A 21,409-nucleotide genomic window follows, 5' to 3' on the forward strand; every position below is an offset into this window, starting at 1 on the left:
AAAACAATAATCACCGCTTATTAATCCAATGTTTGCGCCCTAAATATGGTAACGTTTTGTGACTAGCAAGCACGTTTAGGGGAGTACGTGAACATTGGACGCCACGGCAGTTATTAGTCTCTTTATTTTGGGTTCTGTCTTAGTAACCTGCAGTATTCTCTTAAGCTCATTTTCTTCCCGCCTCGGCATCCCGATTCTGGTTATCTTTTTAGCCATCGGCATGCTTGCCGGCGTTGACGGTATTGGTGGTATCCCGTTCGATAACTACCCTTTCGCGTATATGGTCAGCAACCTGGCGCTGGCGGTGATCCTGCTGGACGGCGGGATGCGCACCCAGGCCAGCTCGTTTCGCGTGGCGCTGGGTCCGGCGCTGTCGCTGGCGACCGTAGGGGTGCTGATCACTTCAGGCCTGACCGGCATGATGGCGGCCTGGCTGTTTAATCTGGATTTGATGGAAGGGCTGCTGATTGGCGCCATCGTCGGTTCAACCGATGCAGCGGCTGTGTTCTCGCTACTCGGTGGCAAAGGATTGAACGAGCGCGTGGGTTCGACGCTGGAAATTGAGTCCGGCAGCAATGACCCGATGGCGGTATTCCTGACCATCACCCTGATTGCCATGATCCAACAGCATGAAAGCGGCCTGAGCTGGATGTTCCTTGTGCATATTATCCAGCAGTTCGGCCTGGGCATTGTGATTGGTCTGGGCGGCGGCTACCTGCTGCTGCAAATGATCAACCGTATTGCCCTGCCCGCCGGGCTGTATCCGCTGCTCGCACTCAGCGGCGGGATCATGATTTTTGCCGTCACCACCTCACTCGACGGCAGCGGTATTCTGGCGGTGTACCTGTGCGGCTTCCTGCTGGGCAACCGGCCGATTCGTAACCGCTTCGGCATTCTGCAAAACTTTGATGGTCTGGCATGGTTGGCGCAAATCGGCATGTTCCTGGTTCTGGGGCTGCTGGTGACGCCGTCGGACCTGCTGCCCATTGCCGTTCCGGCGCTGCTGTTGTCTATCTGGATGATTTTTGTTGCCCGCCCGCTGTCGGTGTTCGCCGGGCTGCTACCGTTTCGCGGTTTTAACCTGCGCGAACGCACGTTCATCAGTTGGGTTGGCCTGCGCGGCGCGGTACCGATTATTCTCGCCGTGTTTCCGATGATGGCCGGGCTGGAAAACGCGCGGCTGTTCTTTAACGTTGCCTTCTTCGTGGTGCTGGTCTCGCTGCTGCTGCAGGGCACATCGCTGTCGTGGGCGGCGAAAAAAGCCAAAGTGGTGGTCCCGCCGGTCGGCTGGCCTATTTCACGCGTTGGGCTGGATATTCATCCGGAAAATCCGTGGGAACAGTTTGTGTATCAGCTCAGCGCCGAAAAATGGTGCGTCGGCGCGGCGTTGCGCGACCTGCATATGCCGCCAGAAACGCGCATTGCCGCCCTGTTTCGCGATAACGTCCTGCTGCATCCGACCGGCAGCACCCGGCTGCGGGAAAATGACATTCTCTGCGTAATTGGCCGCGAACGCGATCTGCCGTCGCTGGGTAAAATGTTCAGCCAGTCGCCGCCGGTCGCGCTCGATCAAAGCTTCTTTGGCGACTTTATTCTCGAAGCCCAGGCGAAATTTGCCGACGTGGCGCTGATTTATGGCCTCGACGGCGGCGAAGCGTTTCGCGACAACCAGCAGTCGCTGGGCGAAATTGTCGAGCATCTGCTCGGGGCTGCACCGGTCGTCGGTGACCAGGTTGAGTTTGCCGGAATGGTGTGGACCGTGGCAGAGAAGGAAGAAAATCAGGTGCTGAAGGTGGGCGTGCGGGTAGCCGAGGAAGAATCCGAGTAGTGTGTTGTGCCGGAGGGCGCTGCGCTTATCCGGCCTGTCGTAAATCTGTAGACCCGGTAAGCAAAGCGCCACCGGGCTACACGGCAAATAGTTACACTGTCACAACAGGTACACGCGGTGCCAGCGCGCACATGAGCTCGTAACCAACGGTGCCCGCGCTGGCGGCCACGTCATCAATCTTAATCTCCTGCCCCCACAGTTCTACCGCAGTACCAATTCCCGCCTGCGGGCACGGGGTTAAATCCACCGCCAGCATATCCATTGAAATCGCGCCAACTGTTCCCGTGCGAATACCGTCCACCAGCACCGGTGTGCCGTTCGCCGCGATACGCGGGTAGCCGTCGGCATAGCCGCAGGCAACAATCCCGATACGCTGCTCGCGGCTCGCCCGATAGCGGCTGCCGTAGCCCACCGCATCGCCCGCCCTCAGGTTCTGCACGCCGATAATCTGGCTGCTCAACGTCATCACTGGCTTCAGGCCGGTGTTGGCAATATCCTGCCACTGGCCGGAAGGTGATGCTCCGTACAGTACGATGCCCGGTCGCACCCAGTCGAAATGGGTTTCCGGGTGCCACATTGTCGCCGCAGAGTTGGCAAGCGAGCGCGGGCAGTCCAGCCCTTCTGCCGCCTGTTCAATGAGACGCATCGGTGCGGCGACGCCGTCGGTGTTCTCCGCTTGCGCAAAGTGCGACATCAGCGTTATCGCCCCGACGTTGCTCATGCCACGCAGCTGCTGCCAGAGGCTGTTCACCCGCTCAGGCGCGAAGCCAAGGCGATTCATCCCACTGTTGATCTTCAGATAAACATCAATCGGCGCGTGCAGGCGCGCGTTTTGCAACGCTTTAATTTGCCAGTTGCTGTGCACGCTGGTGGTCAGCCGGTATTTATCAAACAACGGCAGTTCGTCGGCGTGGAAAAATCCTTCCAGCAACAGAATCGGCCCTTTCCAGCCGCGCTCGCGCAGCAAAATGGCTTCTTCAAGGTTGAGCATGGCAAAGCCGTCGGTTTCCCGTAGGGCGTTCCACACCCGGTCCAGGCCGTGGCCGTAGGCGTTGGCCTTGACCACCGACCAGACGCGAGCGCCGGCAGCGGCACGACGGGCAATGGCTAAGTTCTCTTTCAGCGCCTGCAGATCGATGCTGGCGAGCACGGGACGTGACATGCGTTCTCCTTAATGGTGCGCACCATGCAAGTGCTGTGGGCGAGCGGGTGTAAAGCCCGGCGAGTAGCGCGCAACGCTGAGATCATCATAGGGTATCGCTGGCATTCTGCCAGACATCAAATCGCTCAGCAGCTGCCCCGAGCCACAGGACATGGTCCAGCCCAGCGTGCCGTGTCCGGTATTCAGCCACAGGTTTTTAAACGCCGTTTTGCCCACAATCGGCGTACCGTCCGGGGTCATCGGGCGCAGCCCGGTCCAGAAGATGGCGTCTTCCACGCGTCCGCCGCGCGGGAACAGGTCGCCGACCACCATTTCCAGCGTCTCGCGACGTGGTGCCAGGAGTTCGGTGTTAAAACCAACGATCTCCGCCATGCCGCCCACGCGGATGCGGTTATCAAAACGGGTAATGGCAATTTTGTAGGTTTCATCGAGGATGGTTGACACCGGCGCCCCGCGCTCTTCGACGATGGGAATAGTCAACGAGTAGCCTTTGAGCGGGTAAACCGGAATATCCACCAGCCCTTTCAGCATGGCGGTTGAATAAGAACCAAAGGCCATCACGTAGGCATCGGCTTTGACCAGTTCATCGCCGCACTTCACGCCGACGATACGCTCACCGTCTTTAATCAGGCTATCAACCGGGGTATTAAAGCGGAAGGTCACGCCCGCCTGTTCAGCCATTTTTGCCAGCCGTTGGGTAAACAGCTGGCAGTCGCCGGTTTCATCGTTTGGCAGACGCAGGCCGCCGGTGAGTTTATGCGCCACGTCGGCCAGCGCCGGTTCGACCTCAGCCAGACGAGATGCTTCCAGCAGCTGATACGGGACGCCAGCCTCTTCCAGCACGGCGATATCGCGGGTGGCGTTCTCATACTGTTGGGCGGTGCGGAACAGCTGCAGGGTGCCGCCCTGGCGACCTTCATAGGCAATACCGGTGGTTTCACGCAGGGTCTTCAGGCAGTCGCGGCTGTATTCCGCCAGCCGCACCATGCGACCTTTGTTTTCCATGTAGTGGCGCGTGTCGCAGTTACGCAGCATTTGCCACATCCACTTTAACTGAAAACCGGTGCCGTCGAGGCGAATGGCCAGCGGCGCATGGCGCTGGAACATCCATTTAATCGCCTTTAGCGGTACGCCCGGCGCAGCCCACGGTGCCGCATAGCCCGGCGAGATCTGCCCGGCGTTTGCCGCGCTGGTTTCCAGCGCTGGACCCGCTTCGCGGTCAATCACCGTCACCTGATGCCCCGCCTGACTTAAATACCAGGCGCTGGTCACGCCCACCACGCCACTTCCCAGTATGACAATGTGCATAGCCACTCCAGTCCAGAATGAGTAAAAGAACAATCTTCTAATTACAAATTGATAACCCAGGTGAAAATATTATTCAACATATGCTTTTTTTATGGTGACTTACCTCACAGAGCGCCCATGCAGCGGGCCAGCGGAGAAATTGACATCTCATGCTGCCCGCTATTTTTTGTCAGCATAAAATCCTGCAAAGAGGCAAAATTATCGCCAGTAAAATGAATAAATCATGAAGTTTAGAAAGGACGGTTGTTACAGAATTTCTGCGGTGTTCTATTCTTGAAGTGAGGCTCTCCGCACAGAGAGAGTCGCCAACAATGAGGGCGCGCTAATGGCTACAATTGACTCGATGAATAAGGATACCACTCGTCTGAGCGATGGACCCGACTGGACGTTTTCGCTGCTGGAAACCTACCTGGCGGAAATTGACCGGGTGGCCAAACTATACCGGCTGGACACCTATTCGCATCAGATTGAAGTCATTACCTCTGAGCAGATGATGGACGCCTACTCGAGCGTCGGCATGCCGATTAACTACCCGCACTGGTCGTTTGGCAAAAAATTTATTGAAACCGAGCGCCAGTATAAGCACGGGCAGCAGGGGCTGGCCTACGAAATCGTCATTAACTCTAACCCGTGTATCGCCTATCTGATGGAAGAGAACACCATCACCATGCAGGCGTTGGTTATGGCGCATGCCTGCTATGGCCACAACTCCTTCTTCAAAAACAACTATCTGTTCCGCAGCTGGACCGACGCCAGTTCGATAGTTGACTACCTGCTGTTTGCGCGCAAATACATCACCGAGTGCGAAGAGCGCTACGGGGTGGACGAGGTTGAGCGGCTGCTCGACTCGTGCCACGCGCTGATGAACTACGGCGTTGACCGCTACAAACGACCGTCAAAAATTTCGTTGCAGGAAGAAAAAGCACGGCAGAAAAGCCGCGAAGAGTATCTGCAAAGCCAGGTGAACACCCTGTGGCGTACGCTGCCAAAACGCGATGAGGAAAAAGCCGTTGAGTCCGCGCGCCGCTACCCCTCGGAGCCGCAGGAAAACCTGCTGTACTTTATGGAGAAAAATGCCCCGCTGCTGGAGCCGTGGCAGCGCGAGATCCTGCGCATTGTGCGCAAGGTCAGCCAGTATTTTTACCCGCAGAAACAAACGCAGGTGATGAACGAAGGCTGGGCGACGTTCTGGCACTACACCATCCTTAACCACCTGTACGATGAAGGTAAGGTGACCGAGCGCTTTATGCTGGAGTTCCTGCACAGCCATACCAACGTAGTCTTCCAGCCGCCTTATAATAGCCCGTGGTACAGCGGCATTAACCCCTACGCGCTCGGCTTTGCGATGTTCCAGGACATCAAGCGCATTTGCCAGAACCCGACCGAAGAGGATAAATACTGGTTCCCGGATATCGCCGGTTCCGACTGGCTGACGACCCTGCACTTTGCGATGCGGGATTTCAAGGATGAGAGCTTTATCAGCCAATTCCTGTCACCGAAAATCATGCGCGACTTCCGCCTGTTTACCGTGCTGGATGACGATCGTAATAACTATCTGGAAATTTCGGCCATTCACAATGAGGAAGGGTATCGGGAAATTCGCAACCAGCTGTCCTCCCAGTACAACCTCAGCAACCTGGAGCCCAACATTCAGGTATGGAACGTCGACCTGCGCGGTGACCGTTCGCTGACGCTGCGCTACGTGCCGCACAACCGCGCGCCGCTCGATAAAGGCCGTAAAGAGGTGCTGAAGCACGTGCATCGTCTGTGGGGGTTTGATGTGCATCTGGAGCAGCAGAACGCGGATGGTAGCGTGGAGCTGCTGGAGCGTTGCCCGCCGCGGCCAAACGCATTGTAGCCTCTATCGTAGCCCGGACGAGGCGCGAAGCGCTGACTCCGGGAAGGCTTTCCCTTTCTGTTGTAAGCCGGATAAGCAAAGCGCCATCCGGCCTACAGGGAACAAAATCAGCGCACTGACTAGCGACTATGGATAGCTAAATCACCCGGCAGCGTTTTCTGCATGCGGTGCCAGATCTCGCCGCTCTCGTGACCATAGCGGCGCACCGTTTCGTACACCTTCTCATGCTCGCCCTTCTCGCACAGCTCAATCAGCTTATGGTAGAAGCCCAGCCCCAGCGCGCGCGCTTCCGGGCTGGAGAAATAGTGGCGACCCAGACGGGTATACAGCCCTTTCATCCCGTTAAGGATAAGCCCATAAATAGGGTTGCCGGAGGCAAAAGCCAGGCCGCGGAACACGCTATAGTCGAGCTCGGCAAAGGCGTCGGCATAATCTTCCACTTCACGCGTTTTTGCCAGCACTTCCAGCGCCTTATCAGGATGCTGACGGAAAGCGGTACGAATGTAGATGGTTGCAATATTGGTGCGAACGGACAGCAGATTATCAATCAGCTGCGGCACGCTGTCATGATCGAGGCGCGCCAGCGTCTCCAGAATATTGAGCCCGGACGTTTCCCAGAAGTTATTCACCTTCGTGGGCTTACCGTGCTGAATTGTTAACCAGCCGTCTCGCGCCAGGCGTTGCAACACTTCACGTAAGGTGGTGCGGGTTACCCCAATTAATTCAGAGAGTTCGCGTTCAGCCGGAAGAATTGATCCTGGAGGAAAACGGTTATTCCAGATACTTTCGACGATGTATTCTTCAGCGAAACCCGCCGGGCTTTGCGCCTTAATGACCATAGTAAAAATTCCATTACACAGCGTTGCAATTACACTCATCATACCAGAGCCAACATAGCGCAGATAGCGGGACAACCTAATTAAAAAGGGATCGCCGTTTCATTTTTCACATTTCTTTTTAAGGACGGAAACGGCCCTTCCAGGGGGAATTCTGGCAGTTGCGCGCATTTAGTGGTAAAAAATGTCATCTTTTCAGGAGGAAGACGATTGTCATGGACATCTCTTACGGTCGCGCCCTGTGGCGCAACTTTTTAGGCCAGTCGCCTGACTGGTACAAGCTATTACTGCTGATTTTCCTGGTCATTAACCCGCTGGTCTTTTTAATCAATCCGTTTGTCGCCGGATGGCTGCTGGTTGGTGAGTTTATTTTCACGCTGGCGATGGCGCTGAAGTGCTATCCGTTAATACCCGGCGGCCTGCTGGCCATTGAAGCGGTGTTTGTCGGCATGACCTCGGCCGAGCATGTGCGAAATGAAGTCGCGGCCAACCTGGAAGTACTGCTGCTGCTGATCTTTATGGTTGCCGGCATCTACTTTATGAAGCAGCTGCTGCTGTTTATCTTTACCCGCCTGCTGCTGAGCATCCGCAGCAAGCGGCTGCTGTCGCTCGCGTTCTGCATGGCGGCTGCATTTCTGTCGGCTTTCCTCGATGCGTTGACCGTTGTGGCGGTGATCATCAGCGTGGCGGTCGGTTTTTACAGTATCTACCATCGGGTCGCCTCTTCTCGCCCGGACGATGACGATCTGCTCGACGACAGCCATATCGATAAACACAACCGCGAAGTGCTGGAGCAGTTCCGCGCTTTCCTGCGCAGCCTGATGATGCATGCGGGCGTGGGTACTGCACTCGGCGGCGTCATGACCATGGTCGGCGAGCCGCAAAACCTGATTATCGCTAAGGTGGCCGGCTGGCACTTTGGCGAATTCTTCCTGCGTATGTCACCGGTCACCGTTCCGGTGTTTTTCTGCGGGCTAATCACCTGCCTGCTGCTGGAGAAATTTAAAGCCTTTGGCTACGGCGCGGAGCTGCCAGAGCCGGTACGGAAAATCCTCCATGATTTTGACGTGCGCAGCAGCCAGCAGCGCAGCCGTCAGGAAACCCTGCGCCTGGTCGTGCAGGGGATTATCGGCGTCTGGCTGGTGCTGGCGCTGGCGCTGCACCTGGCGGAAGTCGGCCTGATTGGTCTGTCGGTGATTATCTTTGCCACCTCGTTTACCGGCATTACCGACGAGCACGCCATCGGCAAAGCCTTCACCGAAGCGCTGCCGTTCACCGCGCTGTTGACGGTATTTTTCGCGGTCGTGGCGGTCATCATTGACCAGCATTTGTTTGCACCTATTATCGACTTTGTGCTGCAAGCCTCACCTCACGCTCAGCGGTCGCTGTTCTATCTGTTTAACGGCCTGCTATCGTCGATTTCGGATAACGTATTCGTGGGCACCGTTTATATTAATGAAGCCAAAACGGCACTGGATAACGGCGCAATCGACCTGCGCCAGTTTGAGCTGCTGGCTGTGGCAATTAATACCGGGACAAACCTGCCATCGGTGGCGACGCCAAACGGCCAGGCCGCGTTCCTGTTCCTGTTGACGTCAGCGCTGGCGCCGCTCATTCGCCTGTCCTATGGTCGAATGGTGTGGATGGCGCTGCCTTATACGCTGGTCCTGACGCTCGTGGGCCTGCTGTGCGTCGAGTTTACTCTCCAGCCCGTTATCGACTGGATGATGAATAAAGGAATGTTGGTGCTTCCCGCAATAACCCACTAATATAGCTGCGCTTCTCAATGCCCACGGTTTTCCGTGGGCATTGAACTGCCATTTACGAATAATTGCGTATAGCCAGATGGCAGGGCTAACGTTTTCGTTTACACTGCTTTTTCAAAGCACGTTCCAGGGAAATGATTATGTTGCGATATTTAAACCAGAGCTCACGTGGCCGCAGTGCCTGGTTATTGCTGGCGTTAACCGCTTTTGCGCTTGAGTTGGTGGCATTATGGTTTCAGCATGTGATGCTATTAAAACCATGCGTACTGTGCATTTATGAGCGCTGTGCGCTGTTCGGCGTCATGGGCGCCGGTCTGGTAGGGGCGATTGCGCCGAAAAGCCCGCTGCGCTACGTCGCGCTGCTGATTTGGCTGTATAGCGCCTTCCGCGGTCTGCAGTTGGCCTGGGAACACACCATGATTCAGCTGCACCCGTCGCCGTTTATGACCTGCGATTTTATGGCCCGCTTCCCAAGCTGGCTGCCGCTGGATAAATGGCTACCGCAGGTGTTTGTGGCATCCGGCGACTGCGCCGTGCGCCAGTGGGAGTTCTTATCGCTGGAGATGCCTCAGTGGCTGGTCGGTATTTTCGCCGCTTACCTGATCGTGGCGCTGCTGGTGCTGATTGCCCAGCCGTTTAAACCCAAAAGACGCGATCTTTTCGGCCGTTAATCCTGAACGCTGCCAGCAGCATCGCCTTTGCGGTTGGCAGCGTGTTTACCACATCCCCGTCAGTGATCCAATCCCGTAGCCAGCCGCTAAAAGTAGCCCCCAACCACAGAGATTAATCATCACTGCCAGCATTAAAAGTTTTATGGAATTACGCATGATTATCCCTCTACCAATACCGATAAGTTATCTATCGGCACGGAGAAGGAATGACGTAGCGTTTTTATTAGCAGAATAATAAAACAGAGGATTCGCGAATAAATCCGGCTTTAGTCAGCCCATTCCGGCTTATTTAAAATATGATCCTGCCAGTCGCGTACTTCCGATTCTTTGACCGCAATATGGCGCACCGAAATACGCTCGCCGTGCATCGCTGCTTTTGAACCGGTCAGCAGCGGGTGCCACGCTGGCAGCCCCTTTCCTTCCGCCAGCAAACGATAGGCACAGGTCATCGGCAGCCATTCAAAGGTGGGCAGATTGTCACGCGTGAGCTTAATACAGTCAGGCTCATACTCGAAACGACGTTCGTAGTTACGGCACTGGCAGGTTTTGATATTCAGCTGTTTGCAGGCGACGTTGGTGAAATAGATTTCATCGGTGTCTTCATCCATCAGCTTGTGCAGGCAGCACTGCCCGCAGCCATCGCACAGCGACTCCCATTCGGCGTCGGTCATTTCATCAAGGGTTTTGCTCTGCCAGAAAGGTAATTCGCTCATCGGGATGTCCACATCAAAAATCAGGTTGCACCTTATAACCAGTCTGGCACAGGGATGCAAGTTTTGCCGCCTAAAACAGGCGGCAAGCAGCCGTTACAATACGCGGGTGGCCAGCGACAGGCCGTTAAACAGCACCTCGAGCTCATCGCCCGCGTGCAGCGGGCCAACGCCTTCCGGCGTACCGGTGAGCACCACATCGCCCGGTTTCAGGGTAAAGAAACGGCTCATATAGGCAATCAGCGGCACGATTTTGTGAATCATATCGGCCGTGCTGCCCTGCTGACGCACTTCGCCGTTAATCTTCAGGCCCAGCGATGTATTCTGCGGATCGCCGGCGAAGTCAGCGACAGGAATGAAACCCGAGATCGGGCACGCGTTATCAAACCCTTTGGCCTTTTCCCACGGCTGCCCCGCTTTTTTCATTTTACCCTGAAGATCACGCAGCGTAAGGTCCAGCGCGACGCCGTAGCCCGCAATGGCCTGCTGGACGTGCTCCGGCGTAGCCTGGCGTAAGGTTGCGCCAATCAGCACCGCGAGCTCAACCTCATGGTGTACCGACCCAAGGCCCTGCGGCAAAATCAGCGGCTGGCGCAAATCGCACAGCGATGTTTCCGGTTTAATAAAGAGAACCGGCTCTTCCGGCGTCGCGCTGCCCATTTCCTGAATGTGTTTGGCGTAGTTACTGCCCACGCAAACAACTTTGCTCACCGGGTAATCCAGCAGAGCACCCTGCCAGTTATGATGCTGATACATGCTTTTCCCTTACTTGTTCGTCAACCAAGGACACACATCGGCCGCAGGCGCAGATTATTCGCCCTTATTTTGTGACTCAGCCAGATGCTGCTTTAACAGATTTTCAGGCGGCGGCGGGATCTGTAAATAATACCCCTGCTCTTTTAACGCCTGTTTTACCTTTTCCAGATCGGCATTGATCAGTTTCTTACGCCCATCCAGCGGCAGCAGCATTGCCAGCTGCGGCTGGCCGAAGCCCTGCATCAGTTCTTCAGGCACGCGAGAGAAATCGTCTTTTTTTTCGACATACAAATAGGTTTGATCACGTTTAGAACTACGATAAATCACACAAAACATACTTTATACTCGGAATTAGGACTGTGGTTACTTGCTTGAATATATTAGTGACTATAACATGACTGATAGTCTTCGGAATATCGCTGCGCATGACGCGGCGGTAAATAGCAAATTGAGTAAGGCCAGGATGTCAAACACGCCCATCGAACTTAAAGGCAGTAGCTTCACCTTATCTGTGGTCCATTTGCATGATGCAAGACCCGAGGTTATTCGTCAGGCGTTAGAAGACAAAGTCGCCCAGGCTCCGGCTTTTTTCCGTCACGCCCCGGTCGTGGTCAACGTCAGCAACCTTGAAGAGTTTACCCAATGGCGCGCAATCCAACAGGCAATCATGTCCGTTGGCCTGCGCATCGTGGGCGTCAGCGGCTGCAAGAACCCGCAGTTTAAAGCGGCCATTGACCAATCGGGTCTCCCTTTATTGACTGAAGGTAAAGAAAAAATCGCCCGCGCGATGCCCGTGGAGCAGCCTAAACCGGCAGAACCCGAGCCAATTGTTAGTCCGATCACAAAAACGCGAATGATTGATACCCCGGTACGTTCCGGTCAGCGCATTTATGCACCAAACTGTGATTTGATTGTGACAAGCCACGTCAGCGCGGGCGCAGAGCTTATCGCCGACGGGAACATTCACGTATATGGCATGATGCGTGGACGCGTTCTGGCAGGCGCCGGCGGAGACCGGGAAGCACAAGTATTTTGTACCCACCTGGCGGCGGAGCTGGTCTCCATTGCCGGGGAATATTGGCTGAGCGATCAGATCCCAGCCGAATTTTATGGCAAAGCGGCGCGCATGCGCTTAGGCGACGGCGCTTTGACTATTCAACCGTTAAATTAATCCCTTTTTAACAAGGAATTTCTATGGCACGCATTATTGTTGTGACTTCAGGTAAAGGGGGCGTGGGTAAGACCACCTCCAGCGCGGCCATCGCGACTGGTTTGGCGCAGAAGGGAAAGAAAACGGTCGTTATCGATTTTGATATCGGTCTGCGTAACCTTGACCTGATTATGGGCTGCGAACGTCGCGTAGTTTATGATTTCGTTAACGTTATTCAGGGTGATGCCACGCTGAATCAGGCATTAATCAAAGATAAACGTACCGATAATCTTTATATCCTGCCGGCGTCCCAGACGCGCGATAAAGATGCGTTGACCCGTGAAGGCGTCGAGAAAGTGCTCGACGAGCTGAAAAAGATGGAGTTCGACTTCGTGGTCTGCGACTCCCCTGCCGGTATCGAAACCGGCGCGCTGATGGCGCTGTACTTCGCCGACGAAGCCATCATTACCACCAACCCGGAAGTGTCCTCGGTACGTGACTCCGACCGCATTCTGGGTATTCTGGCGTCGAAATCCCGCCGCGCCGAAAATGGTGAAGAACCGATTAAAGAACACCTGCTGCTGACGCGCTACAATCCAGGCCGCGTAAGCAAAGGCGATATGCTGAGCATGGAAGATGTGCTGGAAATTCTGCGCATCAAACTGGTTGGCGTCATTCCGGAAGATCAGTCCGTACTGCGTGCATCAAACCAGGGCGAACCGGTTATCCTGGATACCGTGTCTGATGCAGGCAAAGCCTACGCCGACACCGTGGATCGTCTGTTGGGAGAAGAACGTCCTTTCCGCTTCATTGAAGAAGAGAAGAAAGGTTTCCTCAAACGCCTGTTCGGAGGATAACTCATGGCATTACTCGACTTTTTTCTCTCACGGAAAAAGAATACCGCCAACATTGCTAAAGAACGTCTGCAAATCATTGTCGCGGAACGCCGCCGCAGCGATGCAGAACCGCACTATCTGCCGCAGTTAAGGAAGGATATTCTGGAAGTGATTTGCAGGTACGTGCAGATTGACCCAGAAATGGTCACGGTGCAGTTAGAGCAAAAAGACGGGGATATTTCGATTCTGGAACTCAACGTCACGCTACCGGAAGCAGAAGAGTCAAAATCCTGACTTTCGGCGGTGTAAAAAAAGGCGCTAGTGATAGCGCTTTTTTTGTGTCTGCCATTTGAGGATAAGGCGTCGTGGAGACCTGATAAGCGTAGCGCCATCAGGCATGCCCTGAGCAAATTGCCGGATGGCGGTCGTTAGCGCGGGTATTCCGCCAGCAGTTTATCTAACGCGCCAGAAAGCAGCTCACCTCGCCAGCCGGAAATCATTTCCGGGGCGGTAGTGCGCGGCTTCAGTTGCCAATGCCAGTTAAGCAACTGGTTAATCTGCCGACGTGAGGCCAGCATCTCCGCGCTGACGTCGTTCACCTGCCCGACTTCCTGCACCAGCGCTTTGATCTCTTTAAACGCTTTACGGTAGCCCGGCATATCCATCAGGTTGAGCAACGGCTCCGGCAGCGCATCATCAGGCAGCGCCTGTGCCTTAGCAACCATGCTAATCAGCGCCTTACCGTGGAAGCGAATTTCGCTCCCCGATAGCCCAAGGCTGTCGAGCTCGCCGAGGCTGCCCGGCATATAGCGCGCCACGCTCCACAAATGCTCTTCACGAACCACAAAGTTCACCGCCATGTCACGATCGCGAGCTTTGCGCAAACGCCATTCGGCCAGCAGCTGCAGGCAGGCAAGCTGGCGGGTACGCAGCTGCCAGGCGTTGGTGATATCACGCCATGCGTCGCACGGGTCGGTCACTTCCTGGCGGCGCTGTTGCATCAGTTGGCACTCATCAAGCGCCCAGGCCAGACGCCCCACCTGTTCGGTTTCCGCCATCAGCTTATGGGCGATAGGCAGCAAATACCAGACGTCCGCCGCCGCGTAGTCACACTGACGCGACGTCAGCGGACGTGCCAGCCAGTCGGTGCGCGATTCGCTTTTATCGAGCTCAACGCCGGAGTACTCCGCCACCATTGCCGCAAAGCCCCAGGACATCGGGCGACCGCAGAACGCGGCAAGCACCTGGGTATCAATCAGCGGCTGCGGCATCGCGCCGAAGACATTCATAAAGACTTCTAAATCTTCACTACCGGCATGCAGGAACTTAGTAATGTTGCGATCCTGCATAATCGCCTGCAGCGGCGACCAGTCGGTGATATCCAGAGGATCAATCAGCGCCGTGCGCTCACCGTCGAAAAGCTGAATCAGGCCCAGCTGCGGATAATAGGTGCGGGTGCGGACAAACTCGGTATCCAGCGCGACGGAGGAGGTCTGACGCACCGCATCGCACAGAGTGCGGAGCGCGTCGTTGGTGGTGATCATCTGATAGTTCAAATCTTACTCTCTTAGATTGCGCCAAAAAAAACGCCAGCGGAGCTGGCGTCTGGCATCGTAACGCGTAACTTATGCCTTATTGTCTACTTTGGCACGCGCTTCGTCACGTAATTCTCGTCGCAAAATTTTTCCGACGTTCGATTTTGGCAATTCCTCACGGAATTCCACCAGCTTCGGTACTTTGTAGCCGGTCAGCTGGCGGCGGCAGAAGGTGATCAGCGCTTCTTCGGTCAGACTCGGGTCCTTTTTCACCACGAAAATTTTCACCGCTTCCCCACTGTTGCCTGACGGCACGCCGACCGCAGCCACCTCCAGAACGCCGGAGTGCTGCATCACCACGTCCTCAATTTCATTCGGGTAGACGTTAAATCCCGACACCAGAATCATATCTTTTTTACGGTCAACGATACGCAGGAAGCCTTCGTCATCCATCACCGCAATATCACCGGTATGCAGCCAGCCGTCTTTGATGATTTCAGCGGTTGCATCAGGACGCTGCCAGTAGCCTTCCATCACCTGCGGCCCCTTCACGCACAGTTCCCCCGGCTGGCCGGCGGGCACTTCGTTATCGTCATCATCCACCAGCTTCACATCGGTAGACGGCACCGGCAGACCGATGCTGCCGCTGTGGTAATCGATATCGTGCGGGTTAACGCTCACCAGCGGCGCGCATTCGGTCAGGCCGTAGCCTTCCAGCAGATACTGGCCGGTCAGCTTCACCCAACGCTCGGCGACCGCGTGGTTTACCGGCATTCCGCCGCCGGCGGACAGATGCAGCGTGGAGAAGTCAAGCTGCTGGAACTCTTTGTTATTCAGCAGCGCATTGAACAGGGTGTTAACCCCGGTCATCGCGGTAAACGGATATTTCGCCAGCTCTTTCACCAGCCCGGGAATGTCGCGCGGGTTGGTGATGAGGATATTCTTGCCACCCAGCTCGATAAACAGCAGGCAGTTCATGGTCAGCGCGAAGATGTGATACAGCGGCAGCGCGGTGATCACCACCTCTTTGCCTTCATGCAGCAGCGGCCCGTAAGTGGCCTTTACCTGCTCGAGGTTAGCCAGCATGTTACGGTGCGTCAGCATCGCGCCCTTCGCCACGCCGGTGGTGCCGCCGGTATATTGCAGGAAAGCAATATCATCGGCCGTCACTTCGGGCTTAACATACTGCAGCCGGTAGCCCGCGTGCAGCGCGCGGCGAAACGAAATCGCGTCCGGCAGATGGTACTTCGGCACCAGGCGCTTAATGTACTTGACCACGAAGTTCACCAGCGTGCCCTTAGCGGTCGACAGCTGATCGCCCATTCGGGTCAGGATCACATGCTTCACCTGGGTATTCTCAACCACTTTTTCCAGCGTATGGGCAAAGTTGGAGACAATCACGATGGCCTGTGCGCCGCTGTCGTTCAGCTGATGCTCCAGCTCGCGCGGGGTATACAGCGGGTTAACGTTTACGACAATCATCCCGGCGCGCAGAATGCCAAACAGCGCCACCGGATATTGCAGCAGGTTCGGCATCATCAGCGCGACGCGATCGCCCTGTTTGAGGCCCAGCCCCTGCTGGAGGTAAGCGGCAAAGGCGCGGCTGCGCTCTTCGAGCTTACGGAAGGTCATGACTTCGCCCATATTCACGAAGCCAGGCTGGTCGGCGAAGCGCGTCGCCGAATGTTCAAACAGTTCCACCAGGGATTGATAACGGTCAGGATTGATCTCTGCCGGGACATCGGCAGGATAACGGTTGAGCCAAACCTTTTTCAAAGCATCACCTCTAAAATACGTATTCGTCGTCATCGCAACCCCAAACGGTAAACTTTCGTTAACATAATATTAACTCAGCGTACCAGTTTAAGAATTAATCGGAATTAAGGTTGCGAAGCGCGTCACTCTTTATTTTTTTTATATCCATTACAACGAAGAAACAGCGGACTAGCCGCTGTTTCTTTTTTGACGGTTTGACCGCAAAAATTATTCCGTTACGACGTTACGTACTTCAGCCGGGCCGGGGTTATACCAGCCCCAACCGCCGTAGCCGTAGTTCCAGGGGTGCGGGCCAAAGACCCACGGGTCGATAGGCTGCGGCGGCATCACCACCTGCTGGGTCACGCGCCAGCGTTTATAGCCGGTGACCTGAACGTGAAGGAAATTGTACTTCGTGGTGCCCACTTTGCCCTCAACGGTGCCGACAATCGGCCCGACGACCGTCACCAACTGGCTGCGGAAATCCACCGGGTCGAGGAAACCGTTAACGTCGGCGTAAATACGCCCACGCGAGGCTTCGCCCAGAATAGGCCGCGCGCCGCTATCCAGCGGTACCGTGGCGATTTCCAGGCGGGTATGACCCTGCTGATTTTCAATCCCCACCACCGTACCGCCAAAGCGGGACTCCTGCCCGACGTACAGCTGTGGTGCCGCCATCACCCGAACCAGATCCTGCTGCGGCGTAGGGCTGCTGCCCTGTATGGCATCCGGCACGCTGACGCAGCCGCTTAACGCAACGGCGATAAGCCCGGCAATGGCGCCACGAACGATGAATTTTTTACCTGCCATGATGCTGCTCCCGATCTCAATATTCACTTACTAAGATTCATTCGCGGCCAGGAAGTTTCTTCCACGCAACTTCATTACGCAAATAAACGGGTTCCGCTTTGTCTACGGCGACCGTTTTGCCCTGAGCCAGTAGCTGACAGGCAATCGGCAGCATATCTTCGGCCTCAGGCAGGTTAACTCCGCCGTCGCGCAGCGTCACGCTTGTTCCCTGCGCCATCTCAGGCCATGCGCCCCAGCCGGTGCCAACGGTGGCCCATTCGCCGCTCAGGGCGCTCAGGCGCTGCTGTACCGCTTCCGGCTTAAGCACCGCTTCGCTTGCTTCGCCGTGCCATACGCCCTGCTCATCACGCTGGTACTCAGCCCAGTACACTTCGCCCATGCGCGCATCGATAGCGGCCAGTACGCGGGTTGCGCCCTGTTTGCGCCACGCCCCCTGCGCCATTGTCGCCAGCGTGGATACGCCGATCATCGGCAGCTCGGCGCCCAGCGCCAGCCCCTGCGCAATACCAATGCCAATACGCACGCCGGTAAAGCTACCCGGCCCGCGGCCGAACGCCAGCGCGTCGAGGTCGGTAAGGCTCACGCCGCCTTCAGTGAGAATATCCTGCACGATCGGCAGAATACGTTGAGTGTGTTCACGAGGACAAAGCTCGAAGTGAGCACAGGTTTTACCATCATCCCACAGGGCAGCCGAACAGGCTTCCGTGGCAGTATCGATAGCCAGAATTCGCATGGTTAGTCGCGCTCTCGCAGTTACGGATCAACAAAATGGCGCGCATCTTATCACACTTTGCCACGCATTACCGCGTCGATGACAGCGCCAGAAATCGCACCGCCCGGCGAATATCGCGGGTGCGCGGGGCCGGCGGCAGGCTGGCGAGGAACGTTGCCCCATAAGGGCGCATCACCAGACGGTTATCGCAAATCACCAGCACGCCGCGATCGTCAACGTCGCGGATCAAGCGGCCCACGCCCTGCTTGAGGGTAATGACCGCATCAGGGAGCTGCACCTCCTCAAACGGATCGCCGCCACGCAGGCGACAGTCTTCCATTCGCGCCTTCAGCAGCGGATCGTCCGGCGAGGTAAACGGCAGCTTGTCGATAATCACCAGAGAAAGCGTATCGCCGCGCACATCAACCCCTTCCCAGAAGCTGCTGGTGGCAACCAGCAGGGCGTTCCCGGCGCTGACAAATTGTTGCAGCAACTGGCCTTTACTGGTTTCACCTTGTAACAACACCGGCAGGGTCATGGTGGCGCGGAACTGCTCGGCGAGATCGCGCATCATGGCGTGCGAGGTGCACAGCATAAAGCAGCGCCCGTCGTTGGCCTCAATCAGCGGCTTAAGCATCGCGGCCAGATGGCGCGCGGCGCCGGGCTGATTGGGCAGCGGCAGATTGCGCGGCACGCAGAGCAGCGCCTGGCTGGCGTAGTCGAACGGGCTTGGCAACAGCAGCGAGTGCGCCGCTTCAATGCCCAGTCGTTCGGTAAAATGGTGCAGATCGTCGTTCACCGACAGGGTGGCAGAGGTGAAAATCCAGCTGCCCGGCTTGGCCGCCATCACTTCTTTGAATTTATCCGCGACGGTCAGCGGCGTCAGCGCAAGGGTGAAGTGGCGGGAATTACATTCATACCAGTAGCTATAGCCGGGTGTGTTGATCTCTTTTAACCGCTTAAGCCGCGCACGGTAGAGCGTGGCCCGTTCAAAGGCGGCGTCGAGCAGCGCGGAGCGGCCGAGCGACAGCTTTGCGACGTCGTAACACAGCTCAAGCGCATCGTCGAGCAGCAGCAGCGCGCGCTGAACGGCGCTGTCCGCCAGCAGATCGCGCAGGTTTCCGCGATAGCCCGGGTCGCCCACCTGCAGGCGGAAATCCTGCGTCGCCTGCGCCAGGCGGTCGGCACATTTCTGTAGCTGCTGGGTATCTTTGAGTTCAGTGCGGTAGGCAATAACCACGTCTTTCGCGAGATCCAGCAGCTGGCGGCTGGAAAGCGACTGGCCGAAATACTGGCTGGCGATATCCGGCAACTGGTGGGCTTCATCGAAGATCATCACATCGGCCTCGGGGATCAGCTCACCGAAGCCGCTCTCTTTGACCACCATGTCGGCAAGAAACAGGTGATGGTTAACCACCACCACGTCAGCGTCCATGGCTTTTTTACGCGCCTTCACGACAAAACAGTCCTGATACTGCGGGCAATCGCTGCCCAGGCAGTTGTCATTAGTACTGGTGACCAACGGCCAGGCCTGGGAGTCTTCAGGGACGCTCACGCAGGTGCTGATATCGCCATCAAGCGTCTGGTTAGCCCAGCTACGCAGCAGGATCACATCGCTCAAGGTGTTAACAGGCAGGTCGCCGCCCGCCAGCGCCTGCTGCTCCAGACGTTCGAGACACAGGTAGTTTGAGCGCCCTTTCAGCAGCGCCAGCTTACCGGTGAACGTCAGCGCCTTCGCCACGGTGGGCAGATCCCGACTGTAGAGCTGATCCTGTAACGCCTTGGAGCCAGTAGAAATAATGACTTTTTTACCCGCACGTAGCGCGGGTGCCAGGTAGGCATAGGTTTTACCGGTACCCGTACCGGCTTCCACTACCAGCGGCTGACCTTCGTCAATCGCCTGAGCGACGGCGTGCGCCATCTGACGCTGCGGTTCACGCGGTTTAAACCCGGTTATCGCCTGCGCAAGCTGGCCGTCTGCTGCAAAATCGTCCGTCACGTTACCCCCTGGAAAAATTTCCAGTGATTATGTCAGGCCAATCGGGCTTACGCCAGCCGAAGTCGTGACGCGGCGGCGACAATGTGGCAGTCTTAGCGCGATGACGTGATGTGAATAAGGAAATGGAAATGACAATTGTACGTATCGATGCCGAAGCGCGCTGGTCTGATGTTGTGATCCACAACCAGACCCTCTACTACACCGGCGTACCGACAAACCTGGACGCCGATGCGTTTGAGCAGACGGCAAATACGCTGGCGCAGATTGACGCGGTGCTGGAAAAACAGGGCAGCAATAAGTCGCGCATTCTCGACGCCACCCTCTTCCTGGCGGACGGCGATGATTTTGCCGCCATGAATAAAGCGTGGGATGCGTGGGTGGTTGCCGGTCACGCGCCGGTGCGTTGCACCGTGCAGGCGAAGCTGATGAACCCGAAATATAAGGTTGAGATTAAGATTATCGCCGCGGTGTAAATCAGTATGCCGTGCCTCCCCGGATCGGTGAGGCACGGTATCTGCACGCCGCCATCCGGCAACGTGCGCCAAATGCCTGATGGCGCTACGCTTATCGGGCCTACAATCCCGGACACCACATCAGCTGCTCTTTCAACTGTAGCGTCTCCTGCGGCAAGCACTTCAGCACGTCACGATAGCTCGCCGACTGCTTTGGATACCCGCGCACCGTCTGCAACAGGACACGCAGCGCGCTGTCCCAGACAATCCCCTGCAAATCGCTGTATGGCCAGAGATCCGGTTCGCGGATAAACGGTACCAGGTAGTCAATTCCCTGCTTCACCCCGCGCCCGTCACGAATGTGGTTCCAGCGATCGAACTCAACGTGCTCGGCATAGCGGTTGAGCAGCAGGTGCGCCTCAAGGTTAAACAGCGAGTAGTGGAACGGAATGGTGCGCTCCAGTTCCATCGTCTGCTTGCCGTCCTGGTCAATCTGCGCCGCCATACGCTGGGTGATCCCCTGCTCAATAATCCTCGCCACCAGCCCTTTGTCACCGTAGAACAACGCATTCACCGCGCGCTGGGCGTCGTACCAGGTGCCGTGGTTGTTGTGCCAGACGTATTCAGAATGGCCGATTTCGCTGTAGTACATCCAGTGGTTAAAGTCGCGGAACCACTGGTGTAAACCGATAATATCGTCGGTATCCAGTACGCTGGCGCCGTTAATCAGCCCGATGGTGTCCACCACCATCCACAGCAGGCGGGTATCGATAAGCCCGGTGCCGCGCCCGGAAACAATCCCCGGAATGGCCTGGCCATAGTTCAGATGCGGGTTCATACGCGTATCCGCGTCAAGGAACCAGCAGCGTATCTGCTGCGCCGCAGCCTGCGCGTACTGACGCTGACCGGTGAAATACCACGCTAAACCTAAAGTCAGGCAGCGTTCACACATGCGGATAATCCGCGACGTGTCGGTATCGTTATTTTCACACTGCGGGTTAATGTGCCCGTCGCGGCGAATATACGGCAGCCCGTTGGGCCGCCGGGGATTGGGCCACCAGTAGGTGCCCAGACTGTAATAATCATGCGCATCGCCGCTCGCCGGGCGCAGCTTCTTATGCACCACGCTTTCCGGCGGCTCGCGCCGAAGCTGGTCCGCCTCGGCCACCAGCTTGCTCAGCGCCAGCTGCAGCGGCGAAAACGGCTGTTTCAGCCCCGCGCGGGTGTTTTCAAGGCAATTTTCATCAAGGGTGTACAGCTTCATC

The 21,409-nt window shown here is 56.4% G+C and carries 20 protein-coding genes and 1 pseudogene; 8 read left to right on the forward strand and 13 right to left on the reverse strand.

Annotation, left to right across the window (positions count from 1 at the left end; all coding sequences use genetic code 11):
- Positions 1-94 precede the first annotated feature (94 nt).
- Positions 95-1,828, forward strand: a complete 1,734-nt coding sequence (locus H7R76_RS12745; protein WP_106927636.1) for a potassium/proton antiporter — start codon at positions 95-97, stop codon at positions 1,826-1,828.
- On the opposite strand, the pseudogene H7R76_RS25275 reads toward H7R76_RS12745, so the two are convergent.
- From H7R76_RS25275 to H7R76_RS12755, 3 genes and pseudogenes are all read right to left on the reverse strand, one after another.
- Positions 1,769-1,900 (reverse strand): annotated as a pseudogene (locus tag H7R76_RS25275) (hypothetical protein); the annotation flags it as partial. The gene H7R76_RS12745 and the pseudogene H7R76_RS25275 overlap by 60 nt on opposite strands.
- A 19-nt stretch (positions 1,901-1,919) precedes the next feature.
- Positions 1,920-2,990 (reverse strand): catabolic alanine racemase DadX, encoded by a 1,071-nt coding sequence (dadX, locus tag H7R76_RS12750; protein WP_106927638.1) that lies wholly within the window; start codon positions 2,988-2,990, stop codon positions 1,920-1,922.
- Between the two features lie 9 nt (positions 2,991-2,999).
- Positions 3,000-4,298, reverse strand: a complete 1,299-nt coding sequence (locus H7R76_RS12755; RefSeq protein ID WP_106927640.1) for a D-amino acid dehydrogenase — start codon at positions 4,296-4,298, stop codon at positions 3,000-3,002.
- Positions 4,299-4,623: 325 nt separating this feature from the next.
- Here H7R76_RS12755 and H7R76_RS12760 point away from each other — a divergent pair, with 325 nt between their 5' ends.
- Positions 4,624-6,156 carry a SpoVR family protein gene (locus H7R76_RS12760; RefSeq protein ID WP_182965383.1) on the forward strand — a complete coding sequence of 511 codons (1,533 nt, stop codon included), beginning with the start codon at positions 4,624-4,626 and terminating at the stop codon, positions 6,154-6,156.
- A gap of 119 nt (positions 6,157-6,275) precedes the next feature.
- Here the strand turns inward: H7R76_RS12760 and fadR are convergent, their stop codons facing one another.
- Complete coding sequence (fadR, locus tag H7R76_RS12765; RefSeq protein ID WP_106927644.1) at positions 6,276-6,995, reverse strand: fatty acid metabolism transcriptional regulator FadR; 720 nt, start codon at positions 6,993-6,995, stop codon at positions 6,276-6,278.
- A 212-nt stretch (positions 6,996-7,207) separates the two neighbouring features.
- On the opposite strand from fadR, the gene nhaB reads away from it, so the two are divergent.
- Together nhaB and dsbB are read left to right on the forward strand one after the other, a co-directional pair.
- Entirely contained in the window at positions 7,208-8,761 is a 1,554-nt protein-coding gene (gene nhaB / locus H7R76_RS12770; RefSeq protein WP_182930438.1) for a Na(+)/H(+) antiporter NhaB, read from the forward strand.
- 137 nt (positions 8,762-8,898) lie between these two features.
- Positions 8,899-9,429, forward strand: coding sequence for a disulfide bond formation protein DsbB (gene dsbB / locus H7R76_RS12775; RefSeq protein WP_106927649.1), 531 nt, complete (start codon positions 8,899-8,901; stop codon positions 9,427-9,429).
- A 266-nt stretch (positions 9,430-9,695) separates the two neighbouring features.
- On the opposite strand, the gene ycgN is transcribed toward dsbB, so the two are convergent.
- The 3 genes from ycgN to H7R76_RS12790 all read right to left on the reverse strand — a co-directional run bounded on the left by ycgN (position 9,696) and on the right by H7R76_RS12790 (position 11,231).
- The gene (ycgN, locus tag H7R76_RS12780) at positions 9,696-10,142 is read right to left on the reverse strand and encodes a cysteine cluster protein YcgN (protein ID WP_106927658.1); all 447 of its coding nucleotides are present in this window, start codon (positions 10,140-10,142) and stop codon (positions 9,696-9,698) included.
- A 93-nt stretch (positions 10,143-10,235) separates the two neighbouring features.
- Positions 10,236-10,895, reverse strand: coding sequence for a fumarylacetoacetate hydrolase family protein (locus tag H7R76_RS12785; protein WP_182928654.1), 660 nt, complete (start codon positions 10,893-10,895; stop codon positions 10,236-10,238).
- A gap of 54 nt (positions 10,896-10,949) precedes the next feature.
- The gene (locus tag H7R76_RS12790) at positions 10,950-11,231 is read right to left on the reverse strand and encodes a YcgL domain-containing protein (RefSeq protein ID WP_106927662.1); all 282 of its coding nucleotides are present in this window, start codon (positions 11,229-11,231) and stop codon (positions 10,950-10,952) included.
- Positions 11,232-11,358: 127 nt separating this feature from the next.
- Between H7R76_RS12790 and minC the strand changes: the two genes are divergently transcribed.
- Genes minC through minE form a run of 3 tightly spaced genes read left to right on the forward strand, consistent with a single transcriptional unit; the run spans position 11,359 to position 13,175 of the window.
- On the forward strand, positions 11,359-12,066 hold the full coding sequence (minC, locus tag H7R76_RS12795; protein WP_106927664.1) for a septum site-determining protein MinC: 708 nt from the start codon (positions 11,359-11,361) through the stop codon (positions 12,064-12,066).
- A gap of 23 nt (positions 12,067-12,089) precedes the next feature.
- Positions 12,090-12,902, forward strand: coding sequence for a septum site-determining protein MinD (minD, locus tag H7R76_RS12800; RefSeq protein ID WP_106927666.1), 813 nt, complete (start codon positions 12,090-12,092; stop codon positions 12,900-12,902).
- A 3-nt stretch (positions 12,903-12,905) separates the two neighbouring features.
- The gene (minE, locus tag H7R76_RS12805) at positions 12,906-13,175 is read left to right on the forward strand and encodes a cell division topological specificity factor MinE (RefSeq protein WP_035894584.1); all 270 of its coding nucleotides are present in this window, start codon (positions 12,906-12,908) and stop codon (positions 13,173-13,175) included.
- 134 nt (positions 13,176-13,309) lie between these two features.
- On the opposite strand, the gene rnd is transcribed toward minE, so the two are convergent.
- The 5 genes from rnd to yoaA form a co-directional block, all read right to left on the reverse strand.
- Positions 13,310-14,425, reverse strand: coding sequence for a ribonuclease D (gene rnd, locus H7R76_RS12810; RefSeq protein WP_182967979.1), 1,116 nt, complete (start codon positions 14,423-14,425; stop codon positions 13,310-13,312).
- An 81-nt stretch (positions 14,426-14,506) separates the two neighbouring features.
- Positions 14,507-16,192, reverse strand: a complete 1,686-nt coding sequence (fadD, locus tag H7R76_RS12815) for a long-chain-fatty-acid--CoA ligase FadD (RefSeq protein WP_182965385.1) — start codon at positions 16,190-16,192, stop codon at positions 14,507-14,509.
- Between the two features lie 207 nt (positions 16,193-16,399).
- Complete coding sequence (locus H7R76_RS12820) at positions 16,400-16,981, reverse strand: Slp family lipoprotein (protein ID WP_106927905.1); 582 nt, start codon at positions 16,979-16,981, stop codon at positions 16,400-16,402.
- 37 nt (positions 16,982-17,018) lie between these two features.
- Positions 17,019-17,714, reverse strand: a complete 696-nt coding sequence (gene tsaB / locus H7R76_RS12825) for a tRNA (adenosine(37)-N6)-threonylcarbamoyltransferase complex dimerization subunit type 1 TsaB (RefSeq protein ID WP_182965387.1) — start codon at positions 17,712-17,714, stop codon at positions 17,019-17,021.
- Positions 17,715-17,781: 67 nt separating this feature from the next.
- Positions 17,782-19,692: a DNA repair helicase YoaA gene (gene yoaA / locus H7R76_RS12830; RefSeq protein WP_106927672.1), complete on the reverse strand. Its 1,911-nt coding sequence runs from the start codon at positions 19,690-19,692 to the stop codon at positions 17,782-17,784.
- 128 nt (positions 19,693-19,820) lie between these two features.
- On the opposite strand from yoaA, the gene H7R76_RS12835 reads away from it, so the two are divergent.
- Entirely contained in the window at positions 19,821-20,165 is a 345-nt protein-coding gene (locus tag H7R76_RS12835; protein ID WP_106927673.1) for a RidA family protein, read from the forward strand.
- A gap of 100 nt (positions 20,166-20,265) precedes the next feature.
- Here the strand turns inward: H7R76_RS12835 and H7R76_RS12840 are convergent, their stop codons facing one another.
- Positions 20,266-21,408: an alginate lyase family protein gene (locus H7R76_RS12840; RefSeq protein WP_182967981.1), complete on the reverse strand. Its 1,143-nt coding sequence runs from the start codon at positions 21,406-21,408 to the stop codon at positions 20,266-20,268.
- Position 21,409: the final 1 nt, after the last annotated feature.

The organism is Klebsiella sp. WP8-S18-ESBL-06 (assembly GCF_014169755.1).
In the GTDB taxonomy this organism is placed as follows: Bacteria; Pseudomonadota; Gammaproteobacteria; order Enterobacterales; family Enterobacteriaceae; genus Kluyvera; species Kluyvera ascorbata_B.